At 38.0% G+C, this 13,615-nt stretch carries 9 protein-coding genes; 5 read left to right on the forward strand and 4 right to left on the reverse strand.

The annotated features are described in order from the left end of the window. The first annotated feature begins 242 nt into the window (after positions 1 to 242). Positions 243 to 5,264, forward strand: a complete 5,022-nt coding sequence (locus tag DRF57_RS00860; protein ID WP_115916377.1) for a GEVED domain-containing protein — start codon at positions 243 to 245, stop codon at positions 5,262 to 5,264. Positions 5,265 to 5,317: 53 nt separating this feature from the next. Here DRF57_RS00860 and coaE read toward each other — a convergent pair whose 3' ends face one another. The 4 genes from coaE to ruvB are packed head-to-tail and all read right to left on the reverse strand — an operon-like array spanning position 5,318 to position 8,499. After that, positions 5,318 to 5,947: a dephospho-CoA kinase gene (gene coaE / locus DRF57_RS00865; protein ID WP_047488957.1), complete on the reverse strand. Its 630-nt coding sequence runs from the start codon at positions 5,945 to 5,947 to the stop codon at positions 5,318 to 5,320. Between the two features lie 9 nt (positions 5,948 to 5,956). Continuing rightward, positions 5,957 to 6,823 (reverse strand): MBL fold metallo-hydrolase, encoded by an 867-nt coding sequence (locus DRF57_RS00870; RefSeq protein ID WP_047488960.1) that lies wholly within the window; start codon positions 6,821 to 6,823, stop codon positions 5,957 to 5,959. Between the two features lie 11 nt (positions 6,824 to 6,834). Next, the gene (locus tag DRF57_RS00875) at positions 6,835 to 7,446 is read right to left on the reverse strand and encodes an FMN-binding negative transcriptional regulator (protein ID WP_115916379.1); all 612 of its coding nucleotides are present in this window, start codon (positions 7,444 to 7,446) and stop codon (positions 6,835 to 6,837) included. A 30-nt stretch (positions 7,447 to 7,476) separates the two neighbouring features. Continuing rightward, positions 7,477 to 8,499 carry a Holliday junction branch migration DNA helicase RuvB gene (gene ruvB, locus DRF57_RS00880; protein ID WP_047488973.1) on the reverse strand — a complete coding sequence of 341 codons (1,023 nt, stop codon included), beginning with the start codon at positions 8,497 to 8,499 and terminating at the stop codon, positions 7,477 to 7,479. A gap of 308 nt (positions 8,500 to 8,807) precedes the next feature. On the opposite strand from ruvB, the gene hutI reads away from it, so the two are divergent. From hutI to DRF57_RS00900, 4 genes are all read left to right on the forward strand, one after another. After that, positions 8,808 to 10,034 (forward strand): imidazolonepropionase, encoded by a 1,227-nt coding sequence (hutI, locus tag DRF57_RS00885; protein WP_115916381.1) that lies wholly within the window; start codon positions 8,808 to 8,810, stop codon positions 10,032 to 10,034. Between the two features lie 19 nt (positions 10,035 to 10,053). Then, positions 10,054 to 11,130: a DUF695 domain-containing protein gene (locus tag DRF57_RS00890; protein ID WP_115916383.1), complete on the forward strand. Its 1,077-nt coding sequence runs from the start codon at positions 10,054 to 10,056 to the stop codon at positions 11,128 to 11,130. A 100-nt stretch (positions 11,131 to 11,230) separates the two neighbouring features. Then, positions 11,231 to 12,154: a formimidoylglutamase gene (hutG, locus tag DRF57_RS00895; RefSeq protein ID WP_047488979.1), complete on the forward strand. Its 924-nt coding sequence runs from the start codon at positions 11,231 to 11,233 to the stop codon at positions 12,152 to 12,154. A 138-nt stretch (positions 12,155 to 12,292) separates the two neighbouring features. Beyond that, positions 12,293 to 13,585 carry an aldehyde dehydrogenase family protein gene (locus DRF57_RS00900; RefSeq protein ID WP_115916385.1) on the forward strand — a complete coding sequence of 431 codons (1,293 nt, stop codon included), beginning with the start codon at positions 12,293 to 12,295 and terminating at the stop codon, positions 13,583 to 13,585. Positions 13,586 to 13,615: the final 30 nt, after the last annotated feature.

Genomic DNA, 13,615 nt, shown 5'->3' on the forward strand with positions numbered 1-13,615 from the left:
AGAATAAGCCTCCAGCAATGGAGGCTTATTTTTTTTGATATAAATATAAACTTGATATTTGAATATTATATATCTATATGTTGTGATTTATTGAATTTTTTCGTTCAAATGTATATTTTTATTTATTTTATTAATTAACATCGAGTTTTATTATTGTATTCGTAATTTATATGCGCTATATTATTGTTAATTCATAAAAAAAGGCTTAGGTTTGTGAGATTAATATAAAGTTTTATAAAATTATGAAAAAAACTTTTACTTCTTTCTTGTTCTTTTGTTTACTCGTAATGGTTCAGGCCCAATGGTCACCAACAATATACAATGGAAAAGAAACCGGAGACGGATCTAAAACCAGGAGCTATTACTCTTTAGACCTTCCGATGTTAAGATCTCAACTCTCAAAAGCACAGGAAACAGGAAAAAGTGCTAAACCTGTGGTGATTTCTTTGCCGACTTTAAAAGGGAAAATAGAACAGTTTGCTGTATATAGTTTTCCTGTTGTCGTGAAAGAGCTGGCGGATCAATATCAATTAGGTTCTTATGTGGGAGTAGGGATAGATGATCCAACAAAATATTTAAGATTCAGTTTAGCGCCTAATGATTTTCAATCCATGATCATTACCAGTGAAGGTTCCGAATTTATAGAACCTGCCAATGCAGCTAAAACAATTTATAGCGTACATCCTAAAACTCAGGGCGGTAAAAACGGTTTTGTGTGCTCAACTAGGGAAAGAGAAAGTGATCACCAAGAAATAGAAAATCTATATCACCAGGGTAAATCTTTTACTAATCAGTCTACAGACTTTAGGCGATCTTCTGACCGAAAATATAGAACGTTGAGGTTGGCCATGTCTGTGACGGGTGAATACACTCAATTTTTTGGAGGTACAGTGGCAGGAGCTTTAACAGCTATTAATGCTACGCTTACCCGGGTAAATGGAATCTTTGAAAAAGATTTTGCCCTTCATTTAAATTTACAAAACTACCCGAATGTCATATATACAAATCCCAATAGCGATCCTTACTCTCCTGCAAACATAGGAAACTCTCCTCCCAATTTTCCATGGAGTACAGAACTGCAGCAGACATTAGCTTCCAATGTGGGCCATGCCAATTACGATATTGGGCATTTGTTTGGTGCATCGGGAGGAGGAGGAATGGCCGGATGTATAGGATGCGTTTGTTTAGATCCGGGTAATCCAAATCCGGCAACAGGAAATGGTAAAGGATCAGGATATACTTCTCCTTCCAATAATATTCCACAAGGTGATACTTTTGATGTTGATTTTGTTGCTCATGAAATGGGGCACCAACTGGGGGGAAATCATACATTTATGTACGAATATCAAACACCCAATGTGCAATTTGAACCCGGTTCAGGTACAACGATTATGGGCTATGCTGGGGTAGCAAACGGTAATGCCGGTACTGCTCCTTCTCCTGGAGGCACGTTTGATATACAGCCCAATAGTGATGCTTATTTCCTTAGAAACAGTATTAATCAGGTTCAGACAGTCTTAACTACTGCGACATGTGACATAGAAACGCCAATAACCAATAATCCTCCTGTTATCGCTGCTCTGCCTACCTATAATATTCCTAAAGGAACGGCATTTGTTCTGACAGCTTCTGCCACAGATGCTGAAAATGATCCAATGACCTATACCTGGGAACAGGCAGATGCCATGCTTAATAATACTCCTCCTATTGATAATATCAATTTAGGAAATACAACTTCAGGTGCATCATTCAGGTCTGTGATACCGTCTACAAGCCCTACTCGTTATTTTCCTAAATTGTCCTCAGTATTAGCGGGAGTTTTACATGATACCAATGGTTGGGAAGCTGTATCTACTGTGGCGAGAACAACAAAATTTTCAATAACAGTAAGGGATAATCACCCACTTGCCAACCAGCAACAGACTCAGTCTGCGGTTCAGACCATTATTGTAGGAAATAACGGACCTTTTAAAGTTAATCCGACAACCCTTTATAATAATGGTCCTACCAATGTAACCTGGGATGTGGTGAATACCAATGCTGCTCCTTATAATGCCGCTAACGTTAAAATAGATTTTACAACAGATAACGGAGTAACCTGGAATGTGGTGGCAGCTTCCACCCCTAATGACGGAACCGAATCTCTTGATTTTAGCCCTTTCCCACTTATCGTTGGAGGAACAGCAAAGATTAGAGTAAGTGCAATTAATAATGTATTTTATGCTGTCGGTAATGCCCCTATTGAAACGCTGCCTATCTGTAGTACCACCAATCCACCGGGTGGAGTTGTGGTATCGGCTATTACACAAACATCTGCAACCATTACCTGGAATGCATCATTTAATGCTACTTATGTAGTGCGGTACAGAGTAGTAGGAACAGCAAACTGGACAACATATACCCCGACCCCCATTACAAATACGGTAAGCCTTACCGGTTTAACAGCCGGAACACATTATGAGGTTCAGATAGCCAATATTTGTTCAGGAGTAACAGGACCTTTTTCTGCAGTTACAGTTTTTATGACTCCCTACTGTACTGCTACTTCCAGCAATACGGGTAATGGATATATTTCAAATGTAACGGTTTCGGGAACCAACGCTTATACCATGAGCAATGATTCCGGAGCAAATAATTATACGGATTACTCGACAATTGCAACAAAATTAATAACACTGGTGAGGGGAACAGCCAACAATACTGTTTCTGTTTCTAAATCATGGCCGGCTGCCATGAGTAATAAGGCGGTAAGTGTTTGGATAGATTTTGATAAGAATGGGACATTTGATACTGCTGAAAGAATTTTAAATAATTCTAATAACCAGACTACTCCGGTAACAACCATATTTCAGGTACCTGCCACAGCCTATGCCGGAACACTTACCACCCGTATGCGTGTAGTGCTTAGAGATATGAATAATCCTGCAGCCTGCGCCTCATTTGCAAATGGGGAAGTAGAGGATTATGCAGTAAAGATTATTGATATACCAGCATGTACCAGTGCTGCTCCTTCTAATATTACCATTACAAACCTTACCCCTACATCGGCTAATATATCATGGATGGCAACAACGGGAGCAACTTATATACTGAGATATAGAAAAGTGGGTACAGCTACATGGACAACCATAAATCCTGTACCGGCTCCTGTAAATAATTATACCATTCAAGGTCTAACAGAGCAAACTCAATATGAAGTCCAGGTAGCCACCAAATGTAATGGAAGTCAGGGAAATTATTCTGCTTCACAGCAATTTACGACTCCAGCAGTCTCCTATTGCCCGATGACAGGTACAGGAACTAATCATCATATCTCAAATGTAACGGTTACCTCGATCAATCCCGGATTACCGGTTATGAGTAATAATTCCGTACAAACCAATTATACCAGTTATACAACTCCTAATACCTTGATTACTTTGGAAATCGGATCTACAGCCAATAAAATTTCTGTAGCAAAAGGGTGGACGGGAGCAACAGGAAATGCGGCGGTTACAGCATGGATTGACTTTAACAGAAACGGACAGTTTGAAAATACTGAAAGAATTCTAATTTCTTCAGCAAGTACCACAACGCCTATTTCTGCGACATTTGATGTACCCTCAGGTGCTTATTCAGGGCCATTGACAACTACCATGAGAGTTGTTTTAAGTGGAACAACTCCTGTAATATGCCAAAATGCAATAAACGGAGAAGTAGAAGACTATGCCGTACAGTTGAAACCATGCAGTACCAGTACACCAACCGGACTTACATTCAATACCATAACTCATAACTCTGCGATCGTTAACTGGACTGCAGCGACCAATAACCTTACCTATCTTTTACAGTATAGAGTACAGGGAACAGCTACCTGGACGGATGTATATGTTACTGCTATTCCGCACACGTTAAACAACCTTGTGCCTTCTGCTACTTATGAAGTACAGGTTGCAGCTAATTGTGGGAGTACAATTGGTACATTTACACCCGTGGGTACATTTTCTACCCGATGTGATCCTACACCTCCTAATATTACAATCAGCAATATTACGGCAAGCTCTGCGCTGATTACCTGGAACCCTGCAGTAGTGGGAGTATCCTATATGATGAGATGGAGAAAAGTTGGAACTACAGGTTGGCCAAATCCGGATATTACCTTGCCTGCAGCTCCTGCCAGTACCTATACACTTGGTAATTTAGCACCATATACCAATTATGAAGTACAGATTGCCAACAGATGTGCAGGGGAAACCACATGGAATCCGTATTCAAATCCAGCTGTATTTACAACAGACAGAATATGTGAACTGCCTCCTCCGGGGCTTACCATAACACAGATATTCCCAACATCCGCATACATCAGATGGGATTCTTTTCCAGGAGCAACCTATGTGCTGAGATATAGAAAAGTAGGAATCCCAAGTTGGAGTACTATTCAGGTGCCGACGAATACTTATACACTAACAGGGCTTTTGGAGCTCACGAAATATGAAATGCAGGTTGCTAATGTTTGTAACGGAACTCCGGCTACTTTTACTCCTCTGTATTATTTTACCACTCCTACAGTAGTCTATTGTAAGATGGCGTCGGGAAGTTCGGCAGGAGAGCATATTGCTAAAGTTACCGTGAAGCCTAATGGGAAACCTGTCATGGAAAATGCATCAGGAGCTTCAACGTATACAGATTATTCCGGAGTTTCCGGTACGTTTATAGAACTTATTCAGGGGTCCGCAGACAATGAAATCAGTATTGAAAAAGCATGGACCGGTCAAAACTATAATGAAGGAATCGCAGTATGGATTGACTTCAACAGAAACGGTGAATTTGACATCAATGAACGTGTGTTTAGTTCACCACCAAATACCACGACACCTGTTTCCGGAAGATTCAGTGTGCCTGCAGATGCATTTGTAAGCATGACAGACTATAAATATGTATTGATGAGGGTAGCTATGCAGAGGGATGGAGTTCCGGCAAACTGTATCAATTTTGGCAATGGGGAAGTGGAGGATTATTCGGTAAGGATTTCCAGAAAAATAATTCCAAATCCTCTAAACCAGACTGATATTTTGATTTATCCTAATCCTGTAAGTTCCATATTATATGTGAAAAATATCAGCAAGAGAGCTAAATATAAAATTTATAATGCAGTAGGGCAGGTAGTAGCTGAGGGTATCCTGTTGAATAATCAGATGAATGTAAGTAAACTCATCCATGGAGTGTATGTAATAGATATTGATAACAACGGAACAACCGTGCAGAAGAAGTTTATCAAAGAATAGTTTTTAGATTTTTTAATAAAAGAACTCGTTAGAATTTTCTAACGAGTTCTTTTTTATTCTATACTAAAGACGATTTTTTCCGTCTGTTCTTTTAAATCTTCAAGATTGGTATTGTTATAGATTACACAATCCGCTATTTTGATTTTATCTTTTTCAGGCATTTGCTTTTCCATAATTGTTTCTACCTCCCGGTAGGTTTTATGGTCTCTGTCCATGACCCTCTTAATTCTGATATTATCTTCTGCAGTGACCAGAAGGGATTTATAACATTGTCTGTTTAATTTTAACTCAAACAACAATGCCGTTTCTTTAAAAACTAAATATTTGGTCTGTTTTCGTATCCAATTCTCAAAATCAATACGTACAGCAGGATGAATAATTTCATTTAATTTTTGAAGCAGATCTTTATTATTAAAAACCTTATCTGCTACAAATTTCCTGTCATATAAACCCTCTTTATCATATGACTGCTCTCCGAGGAGTTCTTTGATCCGGATCTGTAAATCCTTATCGTCATTGACAATTGTTTTAGCCCGGTCATCAGAATAGTAAACCGGAAAGCCCAATTCCTCAATAAAACGGGCAACTGTTGTCTTTCCCGAGCCTATACCTCCCGTTAATCCAATGATCTTGGGTGATGGTTCCGGTTCGGTCTGTTGTGTCTCTGAATGTAATTCTTCCATAATTAAAAATTAATATCCAAAAACATCATTAAAGGTGAATGTTTCATCAAGTCTTACTCCTTTTTCCGTCATCTTAAGGCTTGCCAGTTCATTATGGGCATCGTGTTCTAAAAACAATAGATATTCGTTATCTACACATTGTTTCAGGAATTTCCCTTTTTCTTCTAAAGTTAAAAGAGGTCTTGTATCATATCCCATTACATAAACCTGATTCACATGTCCGGCAGTAGGAATAAGATCCGCTGCGAAAACAACTGTTTTTTCCTGATATTGGATTACCGGAAGCATTTGTTTTTCCGTATGTCCATCTACAAAGATGACATCCATTTTTAAGTCCGGAGCAAAACCGTAATTTCCGGTAGTAGGAAGGGGAAGAAAATTCAATTGGCCACTTTCCTGTATCGGAATAATATTTTCCTTCAGGAAACTTGCCTTTTCTCTTGCATTAGGCTCTGTTGCCCATTTCCAGTGATTTTCATTAGTCCAGAATTGCGCATTTTTAAAAGCAGGTCTGTATCCCGTTCTGTCATCATTCCATTCTATGGCTCCACCACAGTGGTCAAAATGAAGATGAGTAAGGAATACATCTGTGATATCTTCCTTTACAAAACCATATTTTTTTAAATTTTTATCCAGGTTATCATCTCCCCAAAGAGAATAATGTCCAAAGAATTTATCATCCTGCTTATTACCCAGACCACAGTCTACCAGGATTAATTTTTTACCGTCTTCAATAAGAAGAGAACGGGTTCCGAGTTCAATTAGATTTTTTTCGTCTGCTGGGTTTGTTTTTTCCCACAGACTCTTTGGGACGACTCCAAACATGGCACCGCCATCCAGTTTAAATTTTCCACATTGTATTGGATATAGCTTCATATATATTTTGATTATTTTTTTATTAATTTCATTTTCCCAGCAATTTTTCTGGAATTATCATCTGATGTTTCAAGTTGAGAGATAATATTGTCAAAATCACTTTCTTTTCTATTTTGAGAAAGCTTTTGTTTAATGAATATCTCTGTAGGGATGATCTTAATACCAAAGGCTCCTTTCATTTCTTTTTCTACAAACTCTTTTCCCATATCTTTCACCATCATCGGGCATTGCTGAAATTTTTCATATTTGGATGTTAATTTATCTAAATGAGCATAAAGTTCATCATGATCCATCAATTCTACATTTCCGCGGATCTGTACTGCTTCATAATTCCATGTAGAAACATTAACGTGATCATACCAGCTGCTTGATATATAAGCATGCGCACCCAAGAAATCACACAACACTTCATCCCCGTTTTTCAAGATTTTTGCCTGAGGATTAGCTCGGGAAATATGAGTTTCAATATAAGAATTTTCCGGATTATCCTCATTAAGCATCATCATAGAATGAGTAGCGCGAATTTTATCAACAGAAGAAATTAATAAAGCGAAAGAATTTTCACTGATAATTGCTTTCATTACATTAAAATCTTCACTTCTGTATAATTTAGGTATAAACATAAATCCGTAATACTTTTTCTGTTATTAAATCTAAAAAAGCTCTCCCGGGCCTTTAGGTCTTGATATATTCAAATGGATATAAGCCTTTTCTGTAACCTCCCTTCCTCTTGGAGTCCTGATAATAAAGCCTTCCTGAATTAAAAATGGTTCGTATACTTCCTCCAATGTTTCCGGGTTTTCTCCAATCGATGTTGCCAGTGCGGAAATCCCAACAGGCTTTCCTCTGAAGTTTTCTATCATGACACGCATAATCTTATTATCCATTTCATCCAGGCCAAACTCATCTACATTGAGAGAGTTGAGTGCATATTTTGTAATATTAATTTCAACTTCCCCATTACCTTTGATCTCTGCAAAATCACGAACCCTCCTTAGGAGTGCATTCGCAATTCTGGGAGTTCCACGGCTTCTTCTGGCGACCTCTATAGCGGCATCTTCATAGATTTTTACCCCTAAAACTCTGGCACTTCTCTGGATAATCATAGATAAAAGCTCAATAGAATAATATTCCAGTCTGCTTTGAATTCCAAATCTTGCCAGCATTGGTTTGGTAAGCATACCACTTCTGGTTGTTGCTCCCACTAGCGTAAAAGGGTTCAGTCCAATTTGAACACTTCTTGCATTAGGCCCTGTTTCCAGCATAATGTCAATTTTGTAATCTTCCATTGCTGAATACAGATATTCCTCCACAACAGGGGAAAGACGATGGATCTCGTCAATGAAAAGAACATCATTTTCTTCCAGATTAGTCAGTAAGCCTGCCAAACTGCCGGGCTTATCCAAAACGGGACCTGAGGTAATCTTACAGTTTACCCCAAGTTCATTAGCAATAATATTGGCCAATGTTGTTTTTCCCAGACCCGGAGGGCCATGTAAAAGGACATGATCAAGTGCTCCGCCCCGTCTTTTGGCTGCGGAAACAAAAACTTCAAGATTTTCCAGCGTTTTCCTCTGTCCTGCAAAATCTTTAAAGCTCTGGGGACGCATCTGTTCTTCCTGCATCAGCTCCTCGCGTGAGTAGTTTTCCTTATCTGGATGTAAAAAATCTGGCATTAATTCATTTCATTTACTTCAAAGATAGGAATTTTAGACTAAGGTTGAAGCTTAGATTAATAAAACGTTGAATTGAGAATAAGGTTTATGCTAAGATTAAGAGCAGGATGTAGAATGAGTAGAGCTAAGGCCCATAAATTGAGATTTTTTAAGTATTTTTGAGAGAGAAAAATATTGATAATTGATAGCATATTTTTCAGAAAATGATTGTTTAGAGAGATAAAAGTTGATGACTCCCACTAATTACAAATTCAATTTGAAGAGAGGAGATCAGCCTTAGTTTAAATCTTAGCCTTAATCTAAAAAAAATGAAATTAATAGGACCATTTAAGCAGATAGTAACACTTGCTAACTTACCATTAAGAGGAAAACTTTCCGATGAACAGCTGGAAATTATTGCTGATGGAGGAATTCTGGTAGATAGCAATATCATTCAGAAAGTAGGGAGTTTTGAAGATCTTAAGATCGGAAATCCTGATGCAGAAATTCAGAAGATAGAAGGAGAACAGGTTGTCCTTCCTGCATTGGTAGATTCTCATACCCATATTTGTTTCGGAGGAAACCGTGCCAATGATTTTGCAATGCGTAATGCCGGAAAAACATATCTGGAAATTGCTGAAAGTGGTGGCGGGATCTGGAGCTCTGTACAACATACAAGAAATGCTTCAGAAGAAGAATTGCTCACCACCTTACTGGAAAGGATTAATTTTCTGATTGATCTCGGAATTACTACCATTGAGGTAAAGAGCGGGTATGGACTAGATGTGGAAAATGAGCTGAAAATGCTTCGTATCATTAAAAGAGCCCAGGAATCTACCCCGGCTACTTTAGTTCCCACCTGTCTTTCTGCGCATTTGAAACCAAGAGATTTTGAAGGCAGCAATCCCGAATATCTGGAATACATTCTCACTGAAATTTTACCCAAAGTAAAAGAAGAAGGTTTGGCGCGCCGTGTTGATATCTTTATTGAGAAATCTGCGTTCCAGCCGGAAGAAAGTAAAGCTTTTTTGCTTAAAACTAAATCTTTAGGTTTTGAAATTACGGTTCATGCAGACCAGTTTACCCCTGGAAGTTCGAGAATTGCTGTAGAAGTAGGTGCGAAATCTGCAGACCATTTAGAAGCTACTGTTGATGAAGATATAGCCTTTTTAGCACAATCTGATACTGTAGCAACGGCCCTTCCGGGAGCCAGCTTAGGTTTGGGGGAGAAGTTTACTCCGGCCAGGAAGTTATTAGATGCAGGCGCTATTGTTGCCATCGCCAGTGACTGGAATCCGGGATCAGCCCCAATGGGGAATTTAATTACCCAGGCTTCCATATTGGCTACTTTTCAAAAACTGACAACAGCTGAGGTATGGGCGGGAATGACGTTCCGTGCGGCATTTGCACTTAACCTGGAAGATCGTGGAACCCTGGAAGTAGGTAAAAAAGCTGATTTTGTTACTTTTAAGACTCATAATTTCCAGAATGTACTTTATAATCAGGGAAGTTTGAAAGCTGAACACGTGTATATTAATGGAAATCTGATAGGGTAAGTAAAAGGCTATTCAGGATATGGAGGAAAAAGAATTTAAGGAAAGGCTTGAGTACAAAGATTTTTGGGACTGGTTTTTAACGATGGAAAAGAAATTCTTTGAAGTTGTAAAAGAAGGCGAACAGGAAGCTATTGAAAAAGACTTTTTTAATATCATTTCTCCTAAACTTAATCAAGTCAATGAGGGGTATTATTTCCTTACCGGAATGTTTGATGAGGATACAGCAGAATTGATTATTACCGTAGAAGGAGAAGTGAAAAATATCGTCTTCGCTGAAGAACTTATTGAAGCTGCTCCCAAGCTTAACCATTGGATATTTACAGCTTTAAAACCAGCAATAGATATACAAAATGTAAATATAGAGCTGGGAAATCATAAATTCTCAAAGGATACTGTTTCTTTTTATGCCAACGAACAGGAAGAATATCCGGATGAGATTGATCTTGTGTTTGTGTATCAGGGGACTGCTGAAAATAAAAAGGCAGTCACTACAGGAGTTTGTGTTCTTTTAGATAATTTTTTGGGAGAATTAAACTTTGCAACGCAAATCGACACCTTTACGGTTATAGGAATAGATCAGGCGGAGAAAGAGCTTGTCCCCATTGAAAAGCTGAAGGACTTTCTGGATTGGAGAGAAAGGGAGTTTATCGAGAAGTACAAAAGTATAGAGAGGGATGATAAAGAAGAAAAATTTTCTATTCTCAGGGCATATCTGGAAAATAACAGACCCCTTATTGCCTGTATGAATCTCTCTTTATTACAATATGATGCCAAGGCTTCTTATCCATGGGTTTCAGTACTTAAAATCCACTATAATGGAGATGATAATGATGGACTCCCTGAAAAAGAAGATTTTGAAAAATTAAACGATATTGAAAATAAAGCTATTGAAGAACTGAAAAAAGGGGGCTATTTATATATAGGAAGGGAAAGTGCGGACAATATAAAGGAAAGTTTTTTTGTGGGTAAAGACTTTAGACGGGCTTCTAAAGTTTTTAAAACAATCATACAGGATAATCCTGGATATGAAATATCATTTGGAATCTTCAAAGATAAATACTGGCAATATTTTAAAGATTATGAAAATGCCCATTAAAGGCAAATGATACAATAAAAAAAGTAGTTTTATATATAAACAATATTGGTTAGCTTTACTGAATATAACTATGTAAATACAATTGAATTTTTAAAGAATTATGGTTCAAAATATTTGGCAGGGTAGATGGGATGGAGAAGAGCTTCTTTTCCACAGAATATTTCAAAGAGTAAAAGAAGAGCAGAATTACGATAACATTTCACCTAATGATTTCGTTCTGCATGGTTTCGCAGTAGACGAAGGAGTAAGAAGAAATAAAGGCAGGCAGGGTGCTAAAGATGCCCCGGATGTGATCAGGAAAAACATGTCTAATTTTCCGGTAGTACTTCCTGACTTTTCCATGCTGGATTTCGGGAATATTACCTGCGAAGACGGTCATTTGGAAAATGCACAGAATAGTCTTGCCAAGAATGTTTCTAAAGTTCTTTTAAAGGGCGGAAAATCTTTAGTGCTCAGCGGAGGTCATGAAGTGACCTACGCTCATTATCTGGGGCTAAAAACAGCCTTTCCGGAGCAGAAAATAGGAATCATCAATATAGATGCCCATTTTGATAACAGACAGCCCGAAAAAGAGGTAGGTCCAAGTTCCGGAACGGGGTTTTGGCAGATTGCACAGGAAGGACCAATCAATTCCCTTCATATCGGAATCCAGAGGAATTCAAATACCTTAAAACTTTTTGATACCGCCCATCAGTATGGGATGAAATATATTCTTGCTGACGAACTTTTTTTTGAAAACCTTCCTTCTATTTATCAGCGTATTGATGAGCTGTTAGACAATGTTGATTTCGCTTATCTTACCATTTGTATGGATGTTTTTAATGCTTCTATCGCTCCCGGAGTTTCAGCTTCAGCATATAATGGTATCTTTGCAGATGCAACCTTTATGCATTTTTACAGGCATATTTTAAAAAATAACAAACTTGTTGCGCTGGATGTGGCTGAAGTGAACCCTTCTTTCGATATTCAGGATCGAACGGCGAGGCTGGCAGCATGTCTGGTAAATGAATGGCTGATGATGTAAAGATAAAGTTATATTCTTCCGATAGAGAAAATCACTATTTTATTTATCCTTAAGGAACGAAATTTGCTGATCTTTTCCGTGCTTTTACATAAAAGCGCGAATAAATTCATTAGCTGAATTTAAAACAGAAATTATATTATGGAACAATTAATTGAAAGTAAGCTTATTAAAGCAGATAAAGCTTTTTCAGTGTGGAGAAAAATGCCGTTTGAGGAAAGGCAGAAGTTAATTGCAAAAGCAGCGGAAATTTTAAAGAATAATTCAGAAAAATTTGGAAGGATCATTACCACAGAAATGAATAAACCCATTTCGGAATCCATTGCTGAGGTAGAAAAGTGTGCTTTAATGATGAATTATTATGCCGATGCTGAGGATATTTTAAAACCCGAAAAAGTTGAATCTGAATTTACTTATTCTGAAGTTCATTATGTTCCGAAAGGAGTCATTTTAGGAGTTATGCCCTGGAACTTTCCTTTTTGGCAGGTATTGAGATTTGCTGTTCCTGCAATTTTAGCAGGAAATACAGTGGTTTTGAAACATGCTTCCATTTGTTTTGGAAGTGGAAATGCAATCGAAGAAGTTCTTTTGGAAGCTGGTTTCCTGGAAGGTATTTTTCAGAATTTAGAGGTAGGGCATAAAGCTGTAAAAGAAATTCTTGAGCACGATGTTGTAAAAGGAGTGAGTCTTACAGGTAGTGGAAAAGCAGGAGGAGAAGTAGCTTCAATTGCGGGATTAAATATCAAAAAATCATTACTTGAATTAGGTGGAAGTGATGCTTTTATCATTTTTGAGGATGCAGATCTTAAGGAAGCAGCAAAAGCTGGGGTGAAATCAAGACTTCAAAACTGTGGACAAACCTGTACTGCAGCCAAAAGATTTATCATTGATGAAAAAGTTGAAGATGAATTTTTACCAATATTCATCGAAGAATATAAAAAATACGAAATTGGAGACCCTTTCAGTAAAGAAACTAAATTAGCCGGAATGGCAAGACCTGACCTGGCTGATGAGCTGGAAGCTCAGTTCAACAGAGCGCTGGAAAATGGGGCTGAAATTATCATTCCTTTGGAAAGACTTTCAGAAAATCAATTTAAACCTGGTTTAATCAGGGTTCAGGAAGGAAACCCAATTTTAAAAGAAGAGCTTTTCGGGCCTTTGGGTATGGTGATGATTGCAAAAAGTGATGAAGAGGCGTTACAGATTGCTAATGATATCCCTTTCGGACTTTCTAATTCTGTATGGACTCAAGATAAAACCCGTCAGGTGTTCTTTATTGAAAACCTTGAATCCGGAACAGTAAATATCAACAGAATGACAAGTTCTGACCCACGTTTTCCATTTGGTGGAAGCAAGGCTTCAGGATATGGAACCGAGTTATCATTACTGGCTTTAAAAGAGTTTGTGACGGCAAAGACAATTGTAGGAAATTAATATATAATGTACAATGTATAAAGTATAATG

Source organism: Chryseobacterium rhizosphaerae (genome assembly GCF_003385455.1).
GTDB classification, from domain to species: domain Bacteria; phylum Bacteroidota; class Bacteroidia; order Flavobacteriales; family Weeksellaceae; genus Chryseobacterium; species Chryseobacterium rhizosphaerae.

Coding starts and splice junctions, on each gene's coding strand:
- DRF57_RS00860 (WP_115916377.1), top strand. CDS start 243: ATGAAAAAAACTTTTACTTCTTTCTTGTTCTTTTGTTTACTCGTAATG.
- hutI (WP_115916381.1), top strand. CDS start 8,808: ATGAAATTAATAGGACCATTTAAGCAGATAGTAACACTTGCTAACTTA.
- DRF57_RS00875 (WP_115916379.1), bottom strand. CDS start 7,446: ATGTTTATACCTAAATTATACAGAAGTGAAGATTTTAATGTAATGAAA.
- ruvB (WP_047488973.1), bottom strand. CDS start 8,499: ATGCCAGATTTTTTACATCCAGATAAGGAAAACTACTCACGCGAGGAG.
- DRF57_RS00870 (WP_047488960.1), bottom strand. CDS start 6,823: ATGAAGCTATATCCAATACAATGTGGAAAATTTAAACTGGATGGCGGT.
- DRF57_RS00900 (WP_115916385.1), top strand. CDS start 12,293: ATGGAACAATTAATTGAAAGTAAGCTTATTAAAGCAGATAAAGCTTTT.
- coaE (WP_047488957.1), bottom strand. CDS start 5,947: ATGGAAGAATTACATTCAGAGACACAACAGACCGAACCGGAACCATCA.
- hutG (WP_047488979.1), top strand. CDS start 11,231: ATGGTTCAAAATATTTGGCAGGGTAGATGGGATGGAGAAGAGCTTCTT.
- DRF57_RS00890 (WP_115916383.1), top strand. CDS start 10,054: ATGGAGGAAAAAGAATTTAAGGAAAGGCTTGAGTACAAAGATTTTTGG.